Genomic DNA, 22,823 nt, shown 5'->3' with positions numbered 1-22,823 from the left:
GCTCCTCCGGCCCGAGGAGCGATCAGGCGGACGCGGGGGAGCCGGCTGCCGCTGCGCCTCCGGCCGCCGCCGCGCCTCCGGCGGCGCCGTTCAAGGTGGCGTTCAACACCTGGCTCGGCTACTCGCCCCTCGTCATCGCCAAACCGTCGCCGGCATCAAGTTCATGTCCCTGCCCCGCAACGCCGAGCTCTTCGGGACAGAGTCCGCGCCAGGGCAGCTGCTCGACACGGTGCGGAGGGCGAACGATGTCTGGCTGAAGGCGGGCATCACGAAGAAGCCTGTCGAGCCGGCCGCCTTGCTCGACTTCGCGTCGGTGAACAGGGCCGCGAAGGAGAAGCGCTAGCCCTTGGCCGGAAGCCAGCGCCACCGCCGCACGCTCGCATGAAGCTCTACCGTGGGATCAGCCGACGTGCCTACGTTGGGCTCGCCGCGCTCTCGTTCTCGGCTTTCCTCGCCGCCTGGGTCGTGCTGTCGAGCAGCATGGAGTCTGCTGCGGTGTTCCTCCCCTCGCCGCTCGACGTGGTGATGGCGGGCATCTCGCTGTTCCGGGAGCGGGATTTCGCGAGCGACGTGCTCGCGAGCATCTACCGGGTCACCGTCGGGTTCGCGGCCGCCGTCGCGGTGGCGCTCCCTGTCGGGCTCCTCGCGGGGACGGTGAAGCCGGTCGACGCCCTCGTTCAGCCGTTCAACGACTTCCTGCGGTATCTGCCGGTCGCGTCGCTGATACCGCTCAGCATCCTCTGGGTGGGCATCGGCGACGCCCAGAAGATCGCCATCATCTTCGTCGGCACCGTGTTCCAGCTCATCCCCCTCGTCGCCGACACCGCCGCGCGCGTGCCGAAGCACCTCGTCGAGCTCGGGTACACGATGGGAGCGCGCTCGCGGCAGGTGCTCCTGCGCGTGGTGCTGCCGTGGTGCATGCCGACGCTCTACGACCACTTCCGCGTCGCGCTCGGGTGGGCCTGGTCGTACCTCGTCGTCGCCGAGCTCGTCGCCGCGACGAGCGGGATCGGCCACGTGATCATCCAGTCGCAGCGCTTCATCCAGACGGGCAACGTCATGGCCGCGATCGTCGTCATCGGGCTGGTCGGCGTCTTCTTCGACCAGCTCTTCAGGCTCTCGAAGGGGGCGCTCTTCCGGTGGCTATGACGACCAGCCCGCCGCGCGGGCCGAGGACCGGCAAATCGCTGGTCCTCCGCGCGCTCTCGAAGACGTTCAAGGACGACGGGGGCGAGCGCCCGGTGCTCCGCGATCTCGACCTCTGCGTGGCGGAGGGGGAGCTCGTCGTCATCCTCGGCCCCTCGGGCTGCGGCAAGACGACGTGCCTCCGCATCGTGGCCGGGCTCGAAACGCCCGATCCTCGCCTCGGGACCGAGCTGCTCCTGGGCGGCGAGCCGATCCGCGGCCCCGGCCCCGACCGAGGCTTCGTGTTCCAGTCTTACTCGTCCTTTCCCTGGCTGACCGTGAAAGAGAACGTCATGTTCGGGCTGACGTTCTGTCTGCCCGACAAGGCTGAGCGCGAGCGCCGGGCTTCGGCCTACCTGGAGCTCGTCGGCCTGAAGGCGTTCGCGTCGTCGTACCCGCGCGACCTGTCCGGCGGGCAGCAGCAACGGGTCGCCATCGCCCGCACCCTGGCGACGCAACCGAGCCTCTTGCTCATGGACGAGCCCTATGCGGCGCTCGACGCCCAGACCCGGGAGGCGCAGCAGACCGAGCTGTTGCGCATCTGGCGAGAGCGCAGGCCCACCATCCTCTTCGTCACACACGACATCGCGGAGGCCGCGTTCCTCGCCGAGCGCGTCGTGATCTTCGGGGAGCGGGGGACCGGCGTCGTCGCCGAGGTGCGCACCGAGCGGGAGCTCGAGGAGAAGATCGCCCGCGAGGCGCTGGACCGCGCGGCGGCCGGGGATCGCGGGCGGGCAGACGGGCTCTCCGCGCGCCTCGGACGACCGGTGGACGCGGTGACCATCGAGCAGCGCGGTCCGTGGATCCGGGAGCAGCCAGAGTTCTACGAGCTGACGGCGCGCCTCAAGAGCCTTTTGCCGGCGGCCCGCGCCGGCTGACGGGCGCCTCGGGCGAGCGCCGCTCCCAGAGCTGCGTCACCTCGGCGCTGCTCGTGATGTACGCGAAGACGTCGCTCATGCAGAGGAGCGCTGCCTCGTGGTGCGCGGCGGAGATGCCGGCCACCGCGTCGGCCGGCAAGAGGACGCGATAGTCGAGGTTCCTGGCGGTGAGGACGGTGCTCATCACGCAGACGTTGGTGGACACGCCACAGCAGACCAGGTTCTCGATCCGCTTGCACCTGAGCAAGAGGTCGAGATCGGTGCCGAGGAAGCAGTCGTAACGCCGCTTCGCCACGATGCGGTAGTCGCTCGGCGCGACCGACAGCCCGTCCGTCAGCTCGCATCCCCGCGTCCCTTCGAGGCAGTGCACGGGGTCGAACTCCAGCTCGATCCCGTAGTCGCTCCGGTCCGGCCTGTGCATTTCATGGGTGAGGATGATCGGCAGCTGCCAGCTCCTCGCCCAGCCGATGAGCCGGTTGATGACGGGGACCAGCCCGCGCGCCCCCGGCGTCTCGCCCGGAGCGCCTTCGTCCACGAAGTCCCGCTCCATGTCGATCACCAGCAGGGCGGTGCTCTCCGGCTGGATCTTGTCGAGCGGCAGAGGACGGATGCGCGGTGTCATTCTGGCGGCGTCCGGGCGAGCTGGCGTCTCGCTCGCGGCCCCTCGTGGCGTATAGAGCCGAGCATGGCCGGGATGCTATCCAGCGCTGTCGCGGCAGGCAAGGCGCTCCGGGGATCGCGACCTCCGCGGTGAGCTCACGGGCTCACCGCCGGTCGACACCTCAGCCGCCCCAGTCGACAGGCTTCCTGCCGGGCGGCGCCACGTTCGGCATCTCGAGAAAGAGCGAGCGCGCCAGATCGGGCAGCGGCGCGCACGCCTGCTCGCCCAGGTTGGTCACCTCGAGCGGATCCTCCAGCACGTTGAAGCAGTGGAACTCGCCGTCCCACTCGCGCGCCTCGATCTTCAGCGGGCCCTGCATCATCCCCCAGTTGCGGAACGAGCACCCCCAGACCCAGGTGCAGTTCGTCAGCGGCACCGGCGCCACCGTGCGCTCCGGCCGCGTGAGCGGGTGCCCGATCATCCGGGCGCGGAACGGCGCGAGCCGCGGCTCGTCCCAGAGCCCCATCAGATCGAGGAACGTCGGCGCGAGGTCGAGGTGCCACACGAACGCGTCCCTCGCGCCGGCGATGCTCGCCTGCTCCTCCGGGGCGAGCGTCCCCTCCGGCGCGTCGATCCACGCCGGCACCAGGATCTCCTCGTCCCAGAGCGAGCTCGTGTGGCCGAGCTGCCAGTGCTCCCGGAACGACTCGCCATGATCCGACGTGTACACGATGACCGTGCGCTCTCCGCTCGGCGTCCCGCGGATGTGCTCGATGAGCCGGCCGACCGCCATGTCCGACAGGTAAACGACGTTCTTGTAGTAGTTGAAGAAATGCTCGTTCTTGTCGGGCGACTTGCTCAGCTCGCTGGGCTGAAACGGCGAATGCCGGGGATCGCTCACGTACGGGAAGTGAACGTTCGAGTAATGGACGACCGCGAAGAACGGCTCGACGAGCTCGCCCCACTCCTCGATCACGCGATCGGTGAGCTGCCGGTCGTAGGCGCCGTAATCGAGGTCGGCGCCCGGATCGAGCTGGGTGGCGACAACGCGGTGCGAGACGGGGATGTCCTGCACGTAGAGCCGGGCATTGCCGAACATGAGGTTCTGGCTCGTCCAGTACGCGGTGTCCCAGCCGGCCGCGTGGGCGTAATGCCAGAGCAGCGGGGCGGAGCCGAGCACCTCCTGGCGCTCGGTCGGCAGCACGCCGGACCAGATGTTCGAGATCGAGATGGCCGTCGTCGAGTCGTGGGCCCGCATCTGCAGGAGCGGCATGCGGCCGGGCGCGGCGGCGTTGGAGAACGGCGTCGCCTGGTCGCATTCCGGGTCGTACGCGACGCACGTCACGTCCGCGCGCTGGCTCTCCTGCAGGATGAGCAGCACGTTCCGCGGCCGCGCGGGGCGCGCCTCGAGCCGCGGCACGCGCTCCGGGTCGCGGCGCTGCACCCGCAGATCCGGCGATTCGTCCGTGATGCCGAGGTGCTCCTTCACCACGGCGGTGACGCCGTGGAAGTAGATCATGTCGGCCGACGACGACTGGATCACCCGGTAGCTCACCGGGATCATCGTCACGCCGGCCAGCGCCAGCGGCACGAACGGCGCGGCGACGCGCCGCCGGAGCCGCCGCGGGCGCACGAGGCGGCGGGACAGCCGGAGCGCGCCGATCGCCAGCCCGAGCGCGGCCGCGAGATGGGCGATCACGCGGGGATCCCCGAGCGGCAGCGTGCCCACGATCGACCACGGGATCGACTGGGAGTGAATCTGGGAGTCGATCGAACAGTAGATGTTGTAGAGGGCGTGAAAGCCCCCCTGGACGCCGCACGCGAGCGTGAAGAGCGCGACGAACAGCCCGCCGGTCACGCCGCGCATCGCGCCGCGGCGGCCCGAGGCGACGTAGAGCAGGACGCCCCAGAACCCGAGCGACGCGACCACGGTCGCGGCGTATCCGGCCGCGTGCAGCCGGTCGAACGTCGCCATGTGGCGGCCCCGCCGCAGCACGTCGGCGGCGAGGAACCAGAGCGCCGGCGCGGCGAGGAGCGCGAGGCCGGCGAGGCGGCGACGGCGTCGCGCGGCCCGGCGCGCCGCGCGCGGGCGGCCGGCGCGGCCGGCGGGCGCGGCCGGCGCGGCGGGCGCCGCGGAAGGGCGGGCGGGCGCGGCGGAAGGGCTGGCGGGCGGCTCGCTGGGCGCGCCGCCGTCTCGGTCGATGTCCGGCGTCATCCGGGTCAGTCGCGGCGAGGCCTCGACGCGAGGTCGCGGAGGTGGGCCGGGACATCGACGCTGCCGGCCGGACCGCCGTAGATCGCGTCCGCGAGCCGGGGCAGGTCGCCGCAGGCGGCGGGCCCGAGGTCGCGCTGCTCGCGGGGGTCGGCGAGCACGTCGTAGCAGTGCCAGGCGGTGTCCCAGGCGCGGGATTCGAGCTTCATGTTGCCGCGCATCATCCCCCAGTTCTTGAACGCGCAGCCCCAGATCCCGGTGCAGTTCGTGAGCGCGAGCGCCGCCGGCGCCGGGAGCGGCCGGAGCAGGCTGCGCCCGACCATCGCCGCCCGGTACCCCGCGAGCGCCGGCTCGTCCCACAGGCCCATCAGGTCGAGCAGCGTCGGCGCCACGTCGGTGTGGAAGACGAGCTCGTCCCGCGCCGCGCGCAGCGCCCCCTCCTCCGCCGCCGTCAGCGTGCCCGGCGGCGCGTCGACCCAGCCGGGCACCCGGATCTCCTCGTCGAGGATCGAGCCCGTGTGGCCGAGCTGGCCGTGCTCGCGGAACGCCTCGCCGTGGTCCGAGGTGAACACGATCACCGTGCGATCGCCGACAGGAGAGCTCCGGACGAAGCGGATGAGCTCCGCGATCGCCGCGTCCTGCCGGTAGACCGCGTTCCTGTAGAAGTTGTGGTAGGCGTCGTTGTCGTCGGGCGCCTTGCTCTCGAGCGCGGGCTGGAACGGCGCCTGCTCCGGGTCGACCAGGTACGGGACGTGGGTGTTCCCGAAGTGGGCGACCGCGAGGAACGGCTCGCGCAGCGAGAGGAGCTCGGACCGCACGTGCGCGGACAGCAGCCGGTCGTCCGCCCCGAGATCGATGTCGGCGAGCGGGTCGAGCTCGGTCGCGCCGCACTGGTGCGAGACCGGCAGGTCCTGCACGTAGAGCCGCGAGTTGGCGAACATCATGTGGTGGCTCGTCCAGTAGGCGCCGCCGAAGCCGGCGGCGTCCGCGTAGTCGAAGACGAGCGGCGCGGTGTGGAGCTCCTCGCGCGTCGCGATCGGCTGGAGGCCGGACCAGAGCACCGCGAGCCCGATCGCCGTCGTCGAGGCGTTCGACCGCATCTGCGTGAGCGGCAGCCGGCCCGGCGCCGCCTCGTCGATGCGCGGCGTGCCCGGGCACGGCGCGGGGGCGCCGCCCTCGCCGGCGGGGGCGCGGGCCGAGCAGGTGGCGTCGGCGCGCACGCTCTCGGTCAGGATGAAGAGCACGTTGCGGCGCGGGCCGGGCGCCGGGGTGACCGGCGGCAACGCGGGCGGCGTGCGGAGCCCCGGGCGCACCTGCGCCGTGGTCTGGACGCCGACGAGCTCCTTGATGAGGCCGCCGATCGCGTGGAAGTAGATGACGTCGGGCGTGGAGGCCTGCACCGTGCGGTACGAGCACGGCAGGACGAACGCGGCCACGACGGCCGCGGGCGCGGCGAGGCGCGCGGCGAGGCGCGCGGTGCGGCCGGGGCGCACGATCCGCCGGCCCAGCCAGACGAGCGCGATCGCGAGCAGGAGCGGCGGGAGGACCGAGCGGAGGAAGTTCTCCCCGTCGGCCCGGAGCTGGCCGAAGAGGCTCGACGAGAGCGAGGTGCCGAAGAGCGTGGCGTCGAGGTTGAGGTACGTCGCGTACTGGCGGTGGAAGTAGAGCTGGCCGCCGAGCGACAGCGTCGCGAGCACCACGAAGAGCAGTGCCGCGATCCAGCGCGACGCGCCCCGCCGCGCCGAGGCCGCGAAGAGCAGGAGCCCCCAGAGCGCGGCGCTCTCGGCCATCGCGCCGAGGTAGCTGGCCACGTGCTTCCCGCCGAGCGCGAGCAACCGGTCGCCGCGGACGCGGACGTCGGCCATCACGACGAGCAGCAACGGGAGCGCGAGGAACAGGCTTCCGTAGCGGCGCCGGGCGCGGGCGAGGGCGCGCAGCCGCGCGCGCGCCGCGGCGCGCTCCGCGCCCAGATCGCGGGTCAGCCCGCGCGACGAGCGGCTGGAGACGTCCGTCTCTGCCGCCTGAGGATCGTTGAACGCGTTGGACCGGGACACGTGGGGCGCGGGATTCTAGCGAGGACATGGCGTATCGGGAACGTTTCTGCGGCGGGGCGGTGGCGGGCCGATGACGTGTCCGGCCGGCCGGGGGGCGCGCCGGGGTGGAGAAATCCCTTCGACAGCCGCCCGGGGCGTGCCATGAGAGGCGTCCGAAATGGCGGAGCAGCTCTTCCTGAACGGGATGCGCGGCGCCCAGCAGGCCCCCGGGGCCGCGGCGCCATCGGCCGAGACCTCCACCGCCGCCGCGAGCTCCGAGCCGCGGCCGCCCGCCGATACGCCGCACGCGCCGCACACGCCGGCGCCCGAGCCGCCGCGCGAGACGGCGGCGAGGCTCAGCGCGGAGCTCGAGGCGGCGCTCGTGCGCGAGCTCATGGGGGCCTACCAGACCCTCAACTACACGCATTTCCGGCGGAAGCTGCGCTCGGCGTCGATCGAGCTGTCCGACGCCGCGAGCCGGCTCGGGCGCTGGATCTCGGAGCCGCGCGCGATCGAGATCTCCCGGCCGCTCGTCCTGACGCAGCCGTGGGGCGTCGTGATCGAGGTGCTCAAGCACGAGATGGCGCACCAGTACGTGCACGAGGTGCTGGGCGTCACGGACGAGGCGGCGCACGGGCCGGCGTTCCGCGAGGTGTGCACGCGCCTCGGCATCGACGCGACAGCGTCCGGGATGCCGGCCGTCGGCCCCTCGCCGGCGGCCCCCGGCGCGGCGGCGGGCAGCGACGCCGCGGCGGACGCCCGGATCCTCGACCGGATCGCGCGGCTGCTCGCGCTCGCCGACAGCCCGAACGCCCACGAGGCGCAGGCGGCGATGGGCGCGGCGCAGCGGCTGATGCTCAAGTACAACCTCGACGTCGCGAAGGCGCGCGCGGCGCGGCAGTACGGCTTCCGCCACCTCGGCGAGCCGAGCGGCCGCGTGGGCGAGAGCGAGCGGATCGTGGGGGGCATCCTCGGCAAGCACTTCTTCGTCGAGGCGATCTGGGTGCCGGTCTACGCGCCGCTCGAGGGCAAGCGCGGCAGCGTCCTCGAGATCTGCGGGACGCCGGCGAACCTGGAGATGGCGGCCTACGTGCACGCGTTCCTGCACCACACGGCCGAGCAGCTCTGGAGGGAGCACAAGCGGACGCACGGCGTGAAGGGCAACAAGGACCGGCGGACCTACCTGGCCGGCGTGATGCTCGGGTTCCTCGAGAAGCTGAACACGGAGCGGAAGGCGTCCGCGGAGCAGGGGCTCGTCTGGGTGCGAGACGCCGACCTCGACACCTACTACCGGTCGCGCCACCCGCACGTGCAGCACCTGCGGCACGCGGGCAACCAGCGGACGGCGGCGCACGCGCACGGGCGCGAGGCGGGGCGGAAGATCGTGCTGCACCGCCCGATGCAGGGCGCGACGGGTGAGCGGGGGCTGCTGCTGCCTGGCAAGAAGGGCTGAGCGCGGGCGTCCGCGGCCGGGCGGCCCGGCGCTCGGCGGAGCGGACGCCGTCGGGGCGGCGGCGCGCGCCCGACGCGCTCGTTGACGGGGAAGGAGCCGTTCCGGCACGATGGCGCCCGGTGCGCGGGCCCCCCCAGGAGAACTGACGAAGATGCCGCTCCGGTTCACGATTGAAGAGCGATTCGATGCGTCCCCCGAGGACGTGTTCCGGCTCGCGACCGACATCGACGCGTTCGGCGACTGGATGCCCAACTTCGTGCGCGCGGAGAAGCTCACGGACGGAGTCGCCGGCAAGGGCGCGATCTGGCGTGAGACCCGCAAGATGTTCGGCAAGGAGTCGACCGAGCAGTTCGAGGTCACGTCGGCGGAGCCGGGCAAGAGCCTTGACCTGTTCATCGACGGGAAGAAGGGCACCACGGGACGCGGGGAGTACCGGTTTCGCTATGTCTTCGAGCCTCAGGGCGCCGGCACGCTGCTCAAGATGGATGGCGAGATCGCGGGCATGGGGTGGTTCATGGAGACGGTGGGGCGGCTGTTCATCGGCAGCTTCAAGAAGGCCGTGCACGGCGATCTCAAGGCGATGAAGAGTCACCTGGAGCGGCGGCGGGCCGGCTGAGAGGACGCGGGGGCTCGGGGGAAGCAGGGCGCGCCACGGCGGGCCTACCGTTTGTCGAAGTTCCGTCTGGGTCGAGTCGCTCGGCGTGGGTCGCGAGCCGTCCACGGAGGGGAAACGCGGGGGGCGACCGCGCTCCGGCCTTGATGTAGGCCCATAACGCCCCGGCATTCGCCAGATCCGTTCCCGCCTGCGAGGTGGTGCGTGATCACGAACGTGGTTGTGGGGACGGTGGTCGTGCTCCACGACCCGCGGAACGTCTTGCGCGGTGACGCAGCGCGGCAGTAGGCTCGGTCATGCTCGGGAGGGAAGCACATGAAAGCGTTGTGCCTCGCAGTGCTCGTTCCGCTCGCCTTGGGCTGCTCCATCGTGGACCCCGAAGATCGCGAAGAGCTCAAGCGCCAGATCGCGACGATGCCAACCCCTGAGGCAAAGCTGTACAAGAGATGGTACATGAACTGGCGAGCGAAGGACTGGTTGACGGGCAGGAATCAATACGACCAGGTGGGCAAGATACAGTGTCGCGACAACGAGCGTGGGGCATGGAGCGGCTGGTATGACCGCCCAGATAAGGTCTTGACCGTCGCGGACGTGATCAAGTGCCTCGTCACAAAGCCCGACTTGCCGACGTATCTCTTTTGCGTCGAAGAATTCGCGTCGTGGGTCGCCGATGATGCCAGGGGAGAGCTCGAGAAGCTGCTACCCGCGTTCACCGACATCGAGTGCAAATATGTGTGGGATTCTCGATACGAGCCCGAGAAGGTGGATCCCAAGATGGTCGATCCGGACGCCATCGGGCCGGACGACTTGATCGATGCCGTGATCGCCGTCCCGGCGCCGCCTCCGGGATGGGCTCTTCCTCGGTTCGCGCCGCTCCTGTGCCCGCTCGGCGCCGGGCCGGGCTGGGGATGCCCCCCCAGGCCCTCCGACACGACCCCCACGGGAGGAGAGCCCTCGGCCCCTCCAGGCGGGGACCATCGATGAAGCCTCGATTGTTCGAGCGCGAGCTGCTCGCGGGCTACCGGCTGTTCAGCACCAGGGATCCACGAGAGTGGAAGTCCTACCTCGAAGATCTGGGCAAGCTGTGCGCCGAAGCGTGGCGAGACGACCTGTCCGAGGAGAAGGACCGCACGTGGGCCGGGGCGCATCGCGACGAATTCAAGCAGTGGCTCGACGGCAGGCCCGCGCCCCCATGGCCGATGCTGATCGCCGCCGTCAAGCGCGCCTTCCTCGCCTCCCGCGCGTCTCTCGAGCGCGAGCCCACCAGCGAGGCCGAGCTGCTGGCGCGCCTCGACCGGACCCATCTCTGGAAGACGCTGACGGCCGAGGATGTCGCTCAGGGGCACGGCCCCGAGGCGCTCCGCGCCTTTCAGCGAGGCTTCCGGCTGGGACGCTGCGAAAGAGCCCACGCCACGAAGAGGAACATCCCCCCGGTGGTGGATCCCCCCTATTCCTGGTATCGCCAGCAGGAGGACGCGAGCTTGCCGGGACCGAGCGCGGCGCGCGAGCGAGCCCTCGCGGCCGCGTGGCGCGCGAGCAAGGACCGGGAGGCCGTCCAGCAGGCCCTGCGCGAGCTCCATGCGGGCGCCTGGCGAGAGGACGTGCCCGAGGAGGACCACGTGTGGGCCGAGGCGTACCGCGAGACGTGCACGTCCTGGGTCACAGATCACCGGCGCGACGCGGTGGCGCAGAGCGCCTACGAAGCCTATCTCCAGAGCGCGAACGGACTCCTCGACGGGGAGCCTGCTCGGCCGTGGCCGAAGCCATGGCACCATGACGCGAGGCCGTGGTTGGCCTTCGCGGAGCGCGTCGAGGACGCGCCCGAGGACGAGAGCGAGCTTGCGACGGCCGAGGCCGCCGCGCGAGAGTACTGGGGTGCGCGCTGGCGGGAGGCCCCGCCATGGGACAGCGACCCCGCCCAGACGCACTGGCTCGCCGCGGTCCGCGCCGCGCGAAGGACGTCGGCGGCGCTGGCCAGCTTCGTCCCGAGGCCCTGGTAGCGCCTCGAAAGGTGCCAGCCGTCGCGCTGCGCTGTGCCCTCTTACCGGGCTCGGCGCACCCGAGCGCCGATGAAGCCTATGGCGAGGTCCTGGCCTAGCCAAAAGGGACACGGGCGCCGCAGACGGCGTCTCCAGGATCGTCGACTTCAGGATCGGCGATGGCGTGGGGCCGAGCCATCCCGGGGAAGACGAGGGCGACGACGACCAGAGCGGTTGCTCGCTCATCATTCCTCGACGCGCGCCCAGGGACATCCGCCGATGCAGCGCGGGTGATCCTCTGCGGCTCCGGCGCTCCTCCCGCGTTGCGCTCGGGCGGACGGCGGACCAGCATCCCGGCATGAAGATGCGACGGCGGAGGGACCCGGCGGGGTCGAAGTCTTCTCTCATGCTCGAGCGGCTGCCGTCTATCCTGCTGTCGCTATTTGCCGCGTTCTTCGTCGCTATCGCCAGCTTCGTGATCTCGGCCGGCTACGCAGAGCACCGAGCCGCCGAGATCGACGCGGCGGCCAGGAGCCTGGCGGAGAACGCCACGCCGAGCATCATGCACCTGGCCACCGCGCGCGCCGAGCTGAGACATAACCAGGCGCTCCTGAGCGACCTTGTCAACAACGCCGCGCTGGGCCGCCCGTTCGATCGCCACGAGCTCGACGAGGCGCGTGCCAATCTGTCCCGGAGCCTCGACGCCTACCTTGCCATGCCCGTTTATCCGGGAGAGCTCAAGCAGTGGCAGACCGTCGCTCAGGAGCTCGGAAAGCTCGCCATGGACACCGACCAGACCCTCTCGCTGCTGGCGAGCGGCCATCCGGACGAGGCCAGCAAGCTCATGGACACGCTGCGAGCGGACTTCAACGAGACGAGCGAGGCCGTGATGGCGAGCATCGAGATCAACGCGCTTCAGACACGCCGTCTGGCGGTCGAGATGGCAGCCAACCGCGTTCGCTCTCGTCGGATCGCGCTCGTGCTCGACACGGCGAGCGTGACGTTCGCGCTGCTGGCCTGCGCGGCGGCCGCCGTGCAGATCCGTCGTCATGTGAGGCTGCTCTGGGGGCAGGGCGTGCTCCTGGAGCGTCGAGCGGATGAGCTCGAGCAGTTCGCCGGCCGGGTCGCGCACGACGTGCTCAGCCCCCTCGGGTCGGTCGCGCTCTCGCTGGACCTCGCCTTGCGGCGGTGCAGCGAGGGAGATCCGGCACGAAAGGCGCTCGAACGGGGCCGGCAGGCCATCGCGCGCATCAAGCGCACGACCGACGGGCTCCTGGAGTTCGCTCGTGCGGGCGCGAGGCCGGAGCCGGGCGCGCGCGCCGAGGTGAGCCCCGTCATCGACGATCTCATGGTCGAGCTCGCCCCCATCGCGGTAGAGCTCGGCGTGGAGCTCCGTGTCGAGCCCTTCGCCCCGTGCGCGGTGACCGCGAACCCCGGCGTGCTGACCAGCATCCTCGCCAACCTGATCCGGAACGCGCTCAAGTACGTCGGTGATTCGGCGGTCTGTCGCGTCGTGATCCGGGTGCTCGACACGAGCGACGCTGTGCGGATCGAGGTGGAGGACACGGGGCCCGGCGTGGCGCCGGCCCTCGAGCAGATGGTGTTCGAGCCTCACGTCCGAGCGCAAGGCGCCCGAGTGCCGGGTCTGGGACTGGGCCTCGCCACCGTCAAACGCCTGACCGAGGCGCACGGCGGCCGCGTGGGCCTCCGCACGGTCGTGGGCAAGGGGAGCCTCTTCTGGTTCGAGCTGCCCAGAGCGAGCACCGAGGCGGCGCGCGCGTCCGAAATAGCTCCAGCACCAGCGCGTGAACTCCGGGAGACTGCCTCCTGATGACCAGGCGTGCTCCAGCGCTATCTGGGCGCTGCGCGGGCTCCCGATGCGGGCAACCAGCGGACGGTGGCGCACCCGTCCCGGCGCCGCCTCCGGGATGGGCTCTTATTCGGCACCTCGAGCGCTCATGACCGCCCGGGTCGCCCGCCACCGGCGCTCTCGATGCCGACGCGCAGCACGACCTCGCCGGCGTCCAGGTCGACGCCGAGCAGCGCGGCGTCGCCCGTGGCGAGCAGGAAGCGGAGCGCCCGCGCGGCGATCCGAAGCAGCGGCGACAGACGCAGCGCATCGCTCCCCTCCTCCACCCACGCGATCCGGCAGGCATCGCCGGCGTCGAGCGCGAGCACGAGGTGCGACGCCGAGAAGGCGTGCAGCACGGCGCGCCCGGGCAGCGGGATCCGCCGGGGCGGCGCGCCCGCCTCGCCGCGGCGGACGATCGCGCGCCCGCCCGCCTCGAGGTGATCGCGCCCCACGGCGCGCGCCGAGGGCGGCGCGCGGAGCCCGAGGTGCGCGAGCGCCTCGAACGCCTCGCGCTCCTCGGGCGCAGGGCCGAGCGGCTCACCCAGCGGCGGCGCCGCGGCCGGCGCGGACCAGGCCGCGGTGAGCGCGCGCGCGGTGGCCACCTGCTCGGGCGTCGCGGCCGGGTGCATGGCCACGAGGTTCCCCCGCGCGTCGAGTTCCTGCACGCCGCCGCCCTTGCCCACGAGCAGCCAGCCGCCCCGGACCGCGAGGACGGCGTCGCCAAGGAGCTTGCCGAGGACGGAGCGCGCGCCCCCTTCGAGGCGCACGATGTCCTGGAAATCCACCGCATAGACCGCCGCGTCGCCGGCGGCCACCGGGCGGCGCAGGTGCAGCGTGCTCGAGGCGCCGACCAGCGTGGTGGGCTCCGGCGGGACGAACGGCGCCGGGAAGAGCCGCTCGCGGAGCAGATCCGCGTCCTCCCCGGACGCGAACCTGCGTACCGCCTCGACGATCGCCTCGCGGAGCCTCGCATCGAGCGGCTCGACAAGCCCGGCGTGGGCGCCCGGGGAGAGCGGCCCGACGTCCAGGAGATGGCGCCCGGCGCCCGCGAGCGCGCGGTCGCTCGGCTGGGACTGGAGCGCCCGCTGGAGATCCTCGCCGGAGAAGCGGCCGAGCAGGAGCCGCGGGAGCAACTCGTAATCGGGCCGGCGCGCGAACGGCCCCGACCCCGCCCCGTACCATTCCAGGAGCCCTCGGGCCCTGCGCATGCTCGCGCCAGCCTGCTCGATCCACGCCGCCGCCTCCAGGATGTGCCAGGGGTCCAGGAGGCAATCCATCGAGGCGCACCAGGGGCCCTTGAGGTTCGGCGGGATCGTCTTGCGCCATTCACGCCGTGCGCTCTCGCCTTCCTGGCTGCTCCAGCGCGTCACGTCCTCGAGCGGCTCCGGTACGCCATGCGCGGCGAGCCACTCGAGCAGCGCGCGCGGGGCGCTCAGCTCGGCCCAGCCACACCATTGCTTCCAGTCGAGGCCCCGCCAGTAGATCGAATGGTTCTCCGGGTAGAGGTCCGCCCGACCCACCGGCCCGCCCTCCGCCGCGAGCACTATCCCGAGCTGCGGCAGCCCGCGCGGCGCGCGGCAACGCTCGTCGAAGTAGGGCTTGTCCTCGCGGATCTCGAGCGCCCCTCCGAGGGCCTTCAGCGCCGCTCGGTCCAGCTCGGCGAGCACGCGCTCGTCAGCGCCGACCAGTGTGCCCGCGGCCGCCGCCGCCAGCGCGCGCTGCAGATCCTCGTTTCGCGGAGGGTGACCGTACGGATAAGGATTGATGAAACGCACGAGCTCGTCTCGCTCCTCGCTCCGGGCTGATCAGCGCCGGCGCCGGCCGCGGCCCCCCTGCGGGCCGGGGCGCGTCTCGACCCAGGTGCCTTGATGCACGTACGGCGTCGTGCCGCCCGTCCAGTTCGATCTCCAGCTCCAGGACGTTGCCGTTCGGCTCCACCAGGCGCACCAGCGCAAAGCGTGAGTCGTCCGCGAACCGATAGACGCCGCCCTTCGGGGTGCGCGCCTCGACGGGGCACCCGAACAGGTCGAAGACGTACTCGTAGGCGTCACCGGCCGGCGTCTCACGGCGCGGCGGGTGTGCGGGGTGCCTTGCTCGTCGGTCGCGATCACCTCCCACCAGGCGAAGAGCCCCTGGCGCTCGAGCCGGGCGCGCCGCCCGACGGCGTCGACGATGCCCGTGAGCTCATCACCTCGCCATTCCAGGGTGGCCTTGTTGCCGAACGCGTCGCGGAGCTCGACGAGCGCGAAGCGCTCCTCCGGGGCGGCGCGGCGCAGCACCCGCACGAGGCCGTCGTCGTCTTATCCCCTCGGCCACGGTGCCCATCGTCGGGTACGGGATCGGCAGCGGGCTCGGCGCCGCGGGCGTCAGGCACACGCTGACGGCCATGCCGGTCATCTGGTGCCCCGACTTCTCCGTGATCGTGTCCATGTGAAGAGCGGTGACCTTGCCCATGGCGCTCTCGAGCGTCGCACGAGGCGTATCCCGGCCACAACCAGGATGTCGGAGCGGCGCGCGTGCGGGCTCGGTGCAAGGCCAGCACATGAGCGCGTCCAGGTGCTCGATCACCCAACCTGAGATCTCGGGGCCTGACTTGCACCGCCCCGTTGATGGGGTCCGTGCGCGCAGCGTCGCGTGGAGATCGAGCATCTGACCGCCCGGGAGACGCCCCCCGATGATCAGGCGTGCGCCAACGATATCTGGGCGCTGCGCGGGCTCACGATACTCGCCTGTTCCCGGAAGGCCTCGAGTTCCCCAAGCCCGCGATGGATCTCGAGTGGGCCGAGAGCAACGCCCTCCTCGGCCGCATCGCCGAGGACGACGCGCTCGGCAAGGACCTTGTCGCCATCACGGGCCCCGAGTTCCTGGCCGAGGTGCGCGCCGCCCATGAGGCCTATGGCGAGGTCCTCGGGATCACGAAAGCGCACGAGGCGCCCACGGACGTGGCGGCCCTGCGCGGGCCGCTCCGGGAGCTCGTGAGCGCGATCGGCGATTACCTGCTTCAGGTCGTCGCCAGCGTCGATCGCGGGAGGCCGGAGACGGTCCAGTCGGCGCGCACAGCGCTGGCCCCGCTCGACCGCCTGCGTAAGGCCTCCGCCCGGCGGGCGGCCGGCAAGAAAGGCAAGGGCGCGCCGGCCGCGGACGGGGACGACGAGGCGCTCCCCGCGCTCGGGCTCGACACGCCGGCCCCGGACGTGCCGCAGTAGCCGCCCCGTTCGAACGAAGCCGGTGGTGCCGCCCCTCACACAAGGTTGCCACGTGGGACGACCCGCGGCGCCTCGAACCTGTACAAGGTTGCCGCCGGAAACGACCGCAGCGCCTCGAACCTGTACAAGGTTGCCGCCTGTAACGACGGGGGCGCCTCGAATCTGTACAAGGTTGCCGCCTCGGACGAGCCACGACACCTCGAATCTGTACAAGGTTGCCGCCTCGAACGACGCCGCGTGCCGTCCGCTTGAACGAGACGGCCTCCCCGGACGACGGGGGATCCCTTCAATTCACGCCCTTCCGTCTTTGTTGACCCGGTGCGCGGCGCCAGGCACCATCCACGCGCGGCGCCAGGCCGGCCTGCACCGCCGGAGGCTCGACCCCCGGCTCACCACGCTTCCCTAACTCGCAACTGAGGTGCTTGGATGCACGTTCGTACGATTCTCTTGTTCTGCCTTGCCCCCCTCTTCATTGGCGCTCTCCCGGGCTGCGGCGGCTCGGATGATCCGCCGGGCGGGGACAACACCACCGGGGGAGCGCTCGGTGAGTGCCCGCCCAGCCCCGATGCCCAGGTGACGGCGGGCTTCGACACGCTCCAGGCAAGCTGCACCTCGTGTCACTCCAAGGACAAGGTCGGCCCCGTCGCCCGCGCCGGCGCGCCCGACTCCGTCAACGTCGACGACTCCGCGTCCGTCACCGCCGAGGCGGAGGAGATCTATGAGCGCGTGAAGGATGGCTCGATGCCCCCCGGCTCGCCGCTCCCCGCCGAGACCGTCGAGTCCATCCGCGTCTACCTCGCCTGCGAAGCGCTGTAATCAGCACCGCGCTCCCCTCCCCTCCACACACCACCTCCGGACGCCGGCGCGCCCTCTCACGAGACGGCGCACCGGCGACCGCACCCCGGACCGCTGCCGCGCTGCCGCTTGCAGCCCGCGCCGGAGCAGCGATAGCGTGACCGGGTTGCGCCCGGAACATCGCACATCGGACGCAAGACAACCCTCTTCAGAACGAGACGAGACGGGATGCGTTTACAGCATGGCTTCAGCTTTGTCGTGGCGCTGGCGACCATCCTCTCGGCCATCGGGTGCTCCAGCGACCCGCCTGAGAGCGAGGGCGCGGGCGGACAGGCCGGGCACGGGAGCACCACGACGAGCAGCGCCGGAGGCGACGGCGGCGGCGGGAGCGACGGCGGCGGCGGGAGCAACGACGGCGGCGGGGGCAACGACGGCGGCGGGGGCACGGCGGCGGCGGCCGACTTCGCGTTGCTCGTCGTCCCGGCGACCGTCGACATCCCGTATGGCGGGCTGACGTCGGTGCCGCTCACCATCCGTCGGATCAACGGCTTCGACGCGCCGATCGACGTCATCGTCAACGCGCCTCCGGAGGGGCTCGTCGTCTCGCCGCTCGTGATCCCGCCCGACGCCACCTCCAGCGCCCTGGAGGTCGGGGCCTCGGGAGAGCTCACGGCGGGCACGACGTTCAACCTCGAGCTCGTGGGCCGCTCGGACGACCTGCTGCGCTTCGCAGCGGTCACCGCCACGGTGGTCTCCACCGCGCCCTGATCGCCGCGGGCTCGCCGGCGCGCCGCCCCCCGGATCGGCGCCGGATCGCTGTGCGAGCGCGCGATCCGGAGTATGGTGCGGGCATGCCCAGGCTGGATGCCCGCTCCGGGGCCGCGGCGCTCGCGCTGGCCGCCGCGCTCGGCGCCTCCTGCGCCGGCACGCCCGCCGCGCAGCGCGGCGCGACCTGCCCGCCGCTCTGCCCCGCCGCCCCGCAGCCGACAGGCTCGCCGCCCGCAGCATCGGCGGGGCCGGTCGTGCCGGGCGCGGCGGGCGATGCCCCGGTGTTCGATCCGGAGCGCCTCACCCCCGTGCTGGGCGACCCGCGGCTCGCGCCGGTGCAGAAGCTCGTCGAGCAGGAGGCGTACGCCAGCGCGGCCGCCGCGCTGGCCCAGGTGCTCGCCACACCCCTGCCGCCCGCGGACGCGGCGTCGCTCCGCTACCAGCTCGCGCGGCTGCGCGCGCTCGCGGGCGACCCGGCCGGCGCCGCGCGGGAGTACGACGCGGCCGCGGCCGCCGGAGGGCCGCTCGCCGACCACGCGCGGTTCGCGGCGGCCGACCTCCTCGCGAAGATGGGTCAGCCCGACGCGGCGCTCGAGCGCGCGCGCGCCGTCGCGTCGGACGTCGCGATCGCCGACGAGATCGATCGCATCATCGCGGGCGCGCTCGCCGACAAGGGGGACATCGAGGGCGCGGCCGCGCACTGGCACGCGTACCTCGGCCGGAGCTGGCCGGCGTCGACGTGGGTGCCCGAGGCGCTCCGCTTCGCCCGCGCGCTGCTCCGCCACCCCGGCGAGCAGCGCGCGGAGGAGGCGATCCGGATCGCCCGGCGCGTCATCGACGAGGCGCCGGGCGGCGCGGGCGTGGGCGAGGCGAAGGAGATCCAGGAGCAGGCCCTGTCGACGCTGCCGTTCGCGCGGCGCAAGCCGTTCCTCGACCCCGGCCCCGCCGACCTGCTCGCGCGCGCGCGCGCGCTGCTCGCCTCGCGGCAAGACAAGGAAGCGCTCGCCGTCGCCGACGCGCTGGTCGCGCTGCCCGAGGCGCAGGCGCCCTCGGCCTTCGCCTGCGACGCGTTCGCGGCGCGCGGCGAGGCGCTCGGGCGCCTGCGGCGGAGGCCCGAGGCCGCCGACGTCTACGGCACCGCGATCGAGCGCTGCGGGCCGGCCGCGCCTGCCGGCGCCACGCCGGCCGCGGCGACCGCGCCGGCCGGGGCCGCCACGGCAGCCGCGCCGGCCGGGGCTGCGACCGCCGTCGCCGTCGCGCCCGTCGCGCCCGCGGTGAGCGGCGGCGCCGCCGGCGCGGGCGCCCCCGCGCCGCGGCGGCCCGAGACGCTCTACAACGCCGGGCGCGCCTCGCTCCGCGTCGACCGGCACGCGGAGGCGGCCGCGCGCTTCGCGCTGCTCGAGAAGGAGTACCCGGATCACCGGCTCGCGGACGACGCGCGCTACCTCGGGGCGCGGGCGCTGCTCGCGCTCGGGGACCAGGCGCAGTTCGCGCAGATGCTCACCGCCATGCCCGACGACTTCCCGTCGGGCGACATGGTCGCCGACGGGCTGTTCGAGCTCGCGCTGTTCGAGATGGAGCGCGGCGGCTGGGCCGGCGCGGTCCGGCCGCTCGAGCGCGCGCTCGCGCGCTTCCCGCACGAGCGCGCGTACCAGGCCGCCGGCAGGCTCCCGTACTACCTCGGCCGCGCCCACATCGAGACCGGCTCGCCCGACAAGGGCAAGGCGCTGCTCGAGCAGGTGATCCGCGACTACCCGCTGTCGTTCTACATGGCGCTCGCCCACGCCCGGCTCGCCGAGATCGACCCCGCCGCCGCCCAGCGCGCCCTCGCCGCGGCCATGGATCGCGACGCGAGCGCGCCGTACGCCGAGCTGCGGAGCCCCGCGTTCGCGCAGCCCGCGTTCACGCGCGCGGTCGAGCTCGCGCGCCAGGGCGAGGCGCGGCTCGCGCGGCGCGAGCTCGACCTGCTCGGCGTCGGCAGCCGCACGGCGCCGCGCGAGGTGATGTGGGCCTCGGCGTTCCTGCTCGCGCGCGCGGGCGCGCTGCCGCAGTCGTACAGCATCCTGCGCACCGCGATGGCGGCGCCGGCCGACGGCCGCGCCGAGCTCGCGGGCGAGTGGGTCGACCACTACCCGGTCGGGCGCTGGCGCGCCGCCTGGGAGCTCGCGTACCCGCGCCCGTTCGCGGATGTCGTCGCCGCGGAGACGAAGCGCAGCGGGATCCCCGAGGCGCTCGCCTACGCGATCATGCGCGAGGAGTCGGCCTTCGACCCGAAGGTGGCCTCGCACGCGGACGCGTACGGGCTGATGCAGCTCATCGTGCCGACCGCGAAGCGCATGGCCAAGCCGCTCGGGCTGCCGTGGAGCGCCGAGGCGCTGAAGCGCCCCGAGATCAACGTCGCGCTCGGCTGCCGCTACCTCTCGGTGCTGCGCGGCCAGTTCTCGGACAACCCGCTGCTCGCCATCCCCGCCTACAACGCGGGCGGCGGCGCGCCGAAGCGGTGGATCGCGGAGCGCCCCTCGCAGAGCTTCGACCTGTGGGTCGAGCGCATCCCGTACGAGGAGACCCGGCTCTACACGAAGCGCGTGATGACGAGCCTCGCCGTCTACGAGCTCCTCTACGGCGGCGCGCAGCCGGGTGAGGCGCTGCGCACGCCGCTGCCGGCGAGCCCGGCGGCGCGCTCGGCGGTCGCGAACGCCGCGCCCTGACGCGCGCGCTCAACGTCGACGCGCGTGGAGATCGGGCGCGCGCCCACGTCAACAGCTTGCTCGCGCGCCCGGCGCCGAGGTTTCGACGAGCGGGCCACGCTGGAGCTTTGGTACAGTCCGCGCGTGGTCGACCCGTCGAGCCCCTCCCATCAGCTCGTGGGCGCCGTTCTGAACGGGCGCTTCCGGATCGTGCGCCTCCTCGGCGAGGGGGGCATGGGCGCGGTCTACGAGGCCGACGGGCTGCGCGGCGAGGGCAAGCGCGCGATCAAGGTGCTGCACCCGGAGTTCACGCAGGACGAGCAGGTCCTCCACCGCTTCTTCGCCGAGGCCGAGGCGACGAAGGGCTTCGTCCACCAGAACATCGCCTCGGTCTTCGAGGCGGCGCGGGCCGAGGACGGCACGCCGTACCTCGTGATGGAGCTCCTGCAGGGCGTGCCGCTCTCCGCGTACATCAGCGCGGGCAACCCCATCCCCCCGCAGCAGGCCGTGCCGATCATCCACGAGGTGCTCCAGGCGCTGATGGCGGCGCACGGCCACAAGGTGATCCACCGCGATCTGAAGCCGGAGAACCTGTTCCTCGTGCGCGACCCGCGCGGCGGATTCCGCGTCAAGGTGCTCGACTTCGGCATCGCGAAGGTGATGGACGCGGCCGGCGGCATGGGCCTGAAGACCCGCGCGGGCACGCTCCTCGGGACGCCCGGCTACATGAGCCCCGAGCAGATCAAGAACGCGCAGGGCGTCGACGCGCGCACCGATCTCTGGAGCGTGGGCGTGATCTTCTACGAGATGCTCACGGCGACGCAGCCGTTCCCCGCCGAGAACGAGTTCGCGCGGCTCACCGCCGTGCTCGCGAAGGAGGTGCGCCCGATCGAGCAGGTCGCGCCGCACCTCGCGGCCTGGAGCCTGTTCTTCCAGCGCGCCCTCTCCAAGGACATGAACGGGCGCTTCCAGACGGCCGAGGAGATGGCGCAGACGCTCGGCGCCATCGCGCACCGCACCGGCGTCCCGATGCCCGGCGCGTGGTCCGAGCCGCACGCGTCGCCCCCGCCGCACCACCTGCCCTCGCTGCCGCCGCCGCCGCATCAGCCGCCGCCGCCGCACACGCCGCAGCCGGCCCAGGGCGCGACGGCGAGCATGCCGGTCGCGCCGCGGCCCCCGACGGTGCCCCCGCCGCGCGGGACCACGCCGCCGACGCAGGCGACCCCGTCGATCGCGCCGACGGCGACGTTCCCCGCGGCGCCTCCTCCCGTGGCCCCGGTGGCCGCCGGGTCGACGTACATCAGCGCGCAGCGGCCCACGGGCGTGCCGACGCTCGCGGGCGGCCACTACGACGTGCGGGTCGTGGAGGTCCCCCTCCCCTCCGAGGCCGCGGCCTCCGAGGGCGCGCCCTGGTGGCTCGTGGGGGTCATCGGCCTCGTGTGCCTCGCCGTCGGCTTCGCGATCGGCGTGCTGGTGAGCGGATGAGCGCCGCGGGCCGCGTCCGCGCGCTGCTCGCCGTCACGTGCGCCGCCGGCGCCCTGGGCGCCCCGCGGAGCCTGCGCGGCGACGCGGCCGACGCGCGCGACGGCGCCGCGCGCGAGCCGCCCGTGCACGTGGTCGATCTGCACGTCGACGTGCCCTGGCAGGTCCACTTCAAGGGGCGCGCCGCTCGCCTCGACGAGGGCCACGCCCGCAGGGACACGCTCGTCGCGGGCAACTACCTCGGCATCGTCCTGCCGATCTACCTGCCTGACCGCGCGCGGCCCGAGGGCCCGCAGATCGAGGACGCCGGCGCGATCCTCGCGACCATCGAGGCGATCATCGCCGCGAACCCGGTGCTCCTCCCGCTCGGCGCGGCGCGGGCCGAGCCGGGGAGGATCAGCACCTTCCTCTCCATCGAGGGGGCCGGCGCGTTCGCGGCGGACATCGCGCAGATCGACCGCTTCATCGCGCGCGGCGTGCGGCTCATCAGCCCGAACCACGCGCAGAACACGCGGCTCTCGTCGTCGGCGACCGGCGAGCCGGCGGCGTTCGGGCTCACCGAGCTCGGCAAGCGGTTCTGCGAGCGCGTGTACGCGCAGGGCGCGCTCATCGACGTCTCGCACCTCTCGGACGCCGCGTTCGCGGATCTCGTCCCGATCGCCGCGGCGCACGGCGCGCCGATCGTCGCGACCCACTCGAACGCGCGGGCGATCGCGAACCGACCGCGCAACCTGACCGACGAGCAGCTCCGGCTCATCGGGCGGAGCGGCGGGGTCGCGGGGCTCAACTTCCACGCCCCGTTCGTGAACGGCGCGAGCGAGGCCGACCTCGACGACGTGATCGCCCAGGTCGACCACATGGTCCGGGTGGCCGGCGTCGATCACGTCGCGATCGGCTCGGACTTCGACGGAGGGATCATCCCGCCGAAGGGGCTCGGCGACGCGTCCGCGCTGCCGGCCCTGGCCGCGCGGCTCCGGCAGCGGGGGATGTCGCGGGACGACGTGGAGAAGGTCTTCTCCCGGAACGCGCTGCGCATCCTCGGCTGGCGGCCGGCGGGCGGGAGCGCGGGCGGGTAGCGC

At 72.8% G+C, this 22,823-nt stretch carries 18 protein-coding genes; 14 read left to right on the top strand and 4 right to left on the bottom strand.

Going from position 1 to position 22,823, the window contains the following annotated elements:
* Positions 1 to 163 precede the first annotated feature (163 nt).
* From WME96_RS05430 to WME96_RS05420, 3 genes are read left to right on the top strand one after another with little or no spacing between them, the layout of a single operon-like run.
* Positions 164 to 343 (top strand): hypothetical protein, encoded by a 180-nt coding sequence (locus WME96_RS05430; RefSeq protein ID WP_437289103.1) that lies wholly within the window; start codon positions 164 to 166, stop codon positions 341 to 343.
* Between the two features lie 38 nt (positions 344 to 381).
* Positions 382 to 1,149, top strand: a complete 768-nt coding sequence (locus tag WME96_RS05425; protein ID WP_437289102.1) for an ABC transporter permease — start codon at positions 382 to 384, stop codon at positions 1,147 to 1,149.
* Positions 1,146 to 2,063, top strand: coding sequence for an ABC transporter ATP-binding protein (locus WME96_RS05420; RefSeq protein ID WP_437292277.1), 918 nt, complete (start codon positions 1,146 to 1,148; stop codon positions 2,061 to 2,063). The genes WME96_RS05425 and WME96_RS05420 overlap by 4 nt, the downstream gene beginning before the upstream one ends.
* Here the strand turns inward: WME96_RS05420 and WME96_RS05415 are convergent.
* The 3 genes from WME96_RS05415 to WME96_RS05405 form a co-directional block, all read right to left on the bottom strand.
* Positions 2,029 to 2,685: a cysteine hydrolase family protein gene (locus tag WME96_RS05415; RefSeq protein ID WP_437289101.1), complete on the bottom strand. Its 657-nt coding sequence runs from the start codon at positions 2,683 to 2,685 to the stop codon at positions 2,029 to 2,031. The two genes, WME96_RS05420 and WME96_RS05415, sit on opposite strands and share 35 nt — an antisense overlap.
* A gap of 160 nt (positions 2,686 to 2,845) precedes the next feature.
* Positions 2,846 to 4,879 carry a sulfatase-like hydrolase/transferase gene (locus WME96_RS05410; RefSeq protein ID WP_437289100.1) on the bottom strand — a complete coding sequence of 678 codons (2,034 nt, stop codon included), beginning with the start codon at positions 4,877 to 4,879 and terminating at the stop codon, positions 2,846 to 2,848.
* Between the two features lie 5 nt (positions 4,880 to 4,884).
* Complete coding sequence (locus WME96_RS05405; RefSeq protein ID WP_437289099.1) at positions 4,885 to 6,930, bottom strand: sulfatase-like hydrolase/transferase; 2,046 nt, start codon at positions 6,928 to 6,930, stop codon at positions 4,885 to 4,887.
* 157 nt (positions 6,931 to 7,087) lie between these two features.
* Between WME96_RS05405 and WME96_RS05400 the strand changes: the two genes are divergently transcribed.
* The 5 genes from WME96_RS05400 to WME96_RS05380 all read left to right on the top strand — a co-directional run bounded on the left by WME96_RS05400 (position 7,088) and on the right by WME96_RS05380 (position 12,785).
* Positions 7,088 to 8,362, top strand: a complete 1,275-nt coding sequence (locus WME96_RS05400) for a SprT-like domain-containing protein (protein ID WP_437289098.1) — start codon at positions 7,088 to 7,090, stop codon at positions 8,360 to 8,362.
* 151 nt (positions 8,363 to 8,513) lie between these two features.
* Positions 8,514 to 8,978 carry an SRPBCC family protein gene (locus WME96_RS05395; RefSeq protein WP_437289097.1) on the top strand — a complete coding sequence of 155 codons (465 nt, stop codon included), beginning with the start codon at positions 8,514 to 8,516 and terminating at the stop codon, positions 8,976 to 8,978.
* Between the two features lie 312 nt (positions 8,979 to 9,290).
* A complete protein-coding gene (locus WME96_RS05390) occupies positions 9,291 to 9,959 on the top strand; it encodes a hypothetical protein (protein ID WP_437289096.1) in 669 nt (222 codons plus the stop codon).
* Positions 9,956 to 10,975: a hypothetical protein gene (locus WME96_RS05385; RefSeq protein WP_437289095.1), complete on the top strand. Its 1,020-nt coding sequence runs from the start codon at positions 9,956 to 9,958 to the stop codon at positions 10,973 to 10,975. Before WME96_RS05390 ends, WME96_RS05385 begins: the two co-directional genes overlap by 4 nt.
* 337 nt (positions 10,976 to 11,312) lie before the next feature.
* On the top strand, positions 11,313 to 12,785 hold the full coding sequence (locus WME96_RS05380) for a sensor histidine kinase (RefSeq protein ID WP_437289094.1): 1,473 nt from the start codon (positions 11,313 to 11,315) through the stop codon (positions 12,783 to 12,785).
* A gap of 125 nt (positions 12,786 to 12,910) precedes the next feature.
* Here the strand turns inward: WME96_RS05380 and WME96_RS05375 are convergent, their stop codons facing one another.
* Entirely contained in the window at positions 12,911 to 14,581 is a 1,671-nt protein-coding gene (locus WME96_RS05375) for a hypothetical protein (protein WP_437289093.1), read from the bottom strand.
* A 909-nt stretch (positions 14,582 to 15,490) separates the two neighbouring features.
* Here WME96_RS05375 and WME96_RS05370 point away from each other — a divergent pair.
* From WME96_RS05370 to WME96_RS05345, 6 genes are all read left to right on the top strand, one after another.
* A complete protein-coding gene (locus tag WME96_RS05370) occupies positions 15,491 to 16,012 on the top strand; it encodes a hypothetical protein (RefSeq protein WP_437289092.1) in 522 nt (173 codons plus the stop codon).
* A 447-nt stretch (positions 16,013 to 16,459) separates the two neighbouring features.
* The gene (locus WME96_RS05365) at positions 16,460 to 16,828 is read left to right on the top strand and encodes a c-type cytochrome (RefSeq protein ID WP_437289091.1); all 369 of its coding nucleotides are present in this window, start codon (positions 16,460 to 16,462) and stop codon (positions 16,826 to 16,828) included.
* 207 nt (positions 16,829 to 17,035) lie between these two features.
* Positions 17,036 to 17,575, top strand: coding sequence for a hypothetical protein (locus WME96_RS05360; RefSeq protein WP_437289090.1), 540 nt, complete (start codon positions 17,036 to 17,038; stop codon positions 17,573 to 17,575).
* A gap of 83 nt (positions 17,576 to 17,658) precedes the next feature.
* The gene (locus WME96_RS05355) at positions 17,659 to 20,283 is read left to right on the top strand and encodes a transglycosylase SLT domain-containing protein (RefSeq protein WP_437289089.1); all 2,625 of its coding nucleotides are present in this window, start codon (positions 17,659 to 17,661) and stop codon (positions 20,281 to 20,283) included.
* A 123-nt stretch (positions 20,284 to 20,406) separates the two neighbouring features.
* Positions 20,407 to 21,747, top strand: a complete 1,341-nt coding sequence (locus tag WME96_RS05350) for a serine/threonine-protein kinase (protein ID WP_437289088.1) — start codon at positions 20,407 to 20,409, stop codon at positions 21,745 to 21,747.
* Entirely contained in the window at positions 21,744 to 22,820 is a 1,077-nt protein-coding gene (locus WME96_RS05345) for a dipeptidase (RefSeq protein ID WP_437289087.1), read from the top strand. Before WME96_RS05350 ends, WME96_RS05345 begins: the two co-directional genes overlap by 4 nt.
* Positions 22,821 to 22,823: the final 3 nt, after the last annotated feature.

The sequence above is a fragment of the Sorangium sp. So ce406 genome (genome assembly GCF_051474675.1).
Lineage (GTDB): Bacteria > Myxococcota_A > Polyangia > Polyangiales > Polyangiaceae > Sorangium > Sorangium cellulosum_G.
Note: the sequence above shows the minus strand (reverse complement) of the source record. Positions and strands in the feature narration are given on the sequence as shown.

Bases quoted from the DNA above. Each gene is read 5' to 3' on its own strand.
- WME96_RS05360 (WP_437289090.1), top strand. From the start codon at position 17,036: ATGCGTTTACAGCATGGCTTCAGCTTTGTCGTGGCGCTGGCGACCATC.
- WME96_RS05420 (WP_437292277.1), top strand. From the start codon at position 1,146: ATGACGACCAGCCCGCCGCGCGGGCCGAGGACCGGCAAATCGCTGGTC.
- WME96_RS05400 (WP_437289098.1), top strand. From the start codon at position 7,088: ATGGCGGAGCAGCTCTTCCTGAACGGGATGCGCGGCGCCCAGCAGGCC.
- WME96_RS05410 (WP_437289100.1), bottom strand. From the start codon at position 4,879: ATGACGCCGGACATCGACCGAGACGGCGGCGCGCCCAGCGAGCCGCCC.
- WME96_RS05380 (WP_437289094.1), top strand. From the start codon at position 11,313: ATGAAGATGCGACGGCGGAGGGACCCGGCGGGGTCGAAGTCTTCTCTC.
- WME96_RS05385 (WP_437289095.1), top strand. From the start codon at position 9,956: ATGAAGCCTCGATTGTTCGAGCGCGAGCTGCTCGCGGGCTACCGGCTG.
- WME96_RS05395 (WP_437289097.1), top strand. From the start codon at position 8,514: ATGCCGCTCCGGTTCACGATTGAAGAGCGATTCGATGCGTCCCCCGAG.
- WME96_RS05345 (WP_437289087.1), top strand. From the start codon at position 21,744: ATGAGCGCCGCGGGCCGCGTCCGCGCGCTGCTCGCCGTCACGTGCGCC.
- WME96_RS05415 (WP_437289101.1), bottom strand. From the start codon at position 2,685: ATGACACCGCGCATCCGTCCTCTGCCGCTCGACAAGATCCAGCCGGAG.
- WME96_RS05425 (WP_437289102.1), top strand. From the start codon at position 382: ATGAAGCTCTACCGTGGGATCAGCCGACGTGCCTACGTTGGGCTCGCC.
- WME96_RS05390 (WP_437289096.1), top strand. From the start codon at position 9,291: ATGAAAGCGTTGTGCCTCGCAGTGCTCGTTCCGCTCGCCTTGGGCTGC.
- WME96_RS05355 (WP_437289089.1), top strand. From the start codon at position 17,659: ATGCCCAGGCTGGATGCCCGCTCCGGGGCCGCGGCGCTCGCGCTGGCC.
- WME96_RS05430 (WP_437289103.1), top strand. From the start codon at position 164: ATGTCCCTGCCCCGCAACGCCGAGCTCTTCGGGACAGAGTCCGCGCCA.